Annotated in this window: 1 protein-coding gene; it reads left to right on the top strand. The window is 71.4% G+C overall.

Annotated elements, in window-relative coordinates; all coding sequences use genetic code 11:
* Window positions 1-433: RHS repeat protein (locus HWX22_RS31660; RefSeq protein WP_175917033.1), on the top strand; the 433-nt coding region annotated here is incomplete at both ends.

Raw genomic sequence — 433 nt, 5'->3', positions numbered from 1 at the left:
CCGCTACGACTCGCGCGGCCAACTGGTCGCCATCGTCGACGCATCCGGCAGCGAGGCGCGTTTCGAGTACGACGACGCGCAGCAACTGGTTGCGGTGAGGCTGCCCACGGGCCTGCGCGTCGAGCTCGAATACGATCACCTGCGGCGGCTGATTGCGCGCAAGGCGCCGGACGGCACCACCACGAGCTATCGCTACGGCGCGCGCGGCGAGCTGCTGCGCATCGTGCAGGGCGATCGCGAAACGCGCCTCGACTACGACGCGCGCCTGCGTTCCAGCGAGATCGTCCTGCCGGGCGGCGCGCGTTTCCGGCGGCAGGTGGACGTGCTCGGGCGGCTGCTGGAGGAAACCGGGCCGGACGGACAGTGCACGCGGTTCGACTATCGTGCCGGCCCGGACAATCCGCGTGGCGCGCTGCGCACCATCACGCGCCCC

It is taken from the genome of Burkholderia sp. BCC1638 (genome assembly GCF_902833195.1).
Lineage (GTDB): Bacteria > Pseudomonadota > Gammaproteobacteria > Burkholderiales > Burkholderiaceae > Burkholderia > Burkholderia diffusa.
Note: the sequence above shows the minus strand (reverse complement) of the source record. Positions and strands in the feature narration are given on the sequence as shown.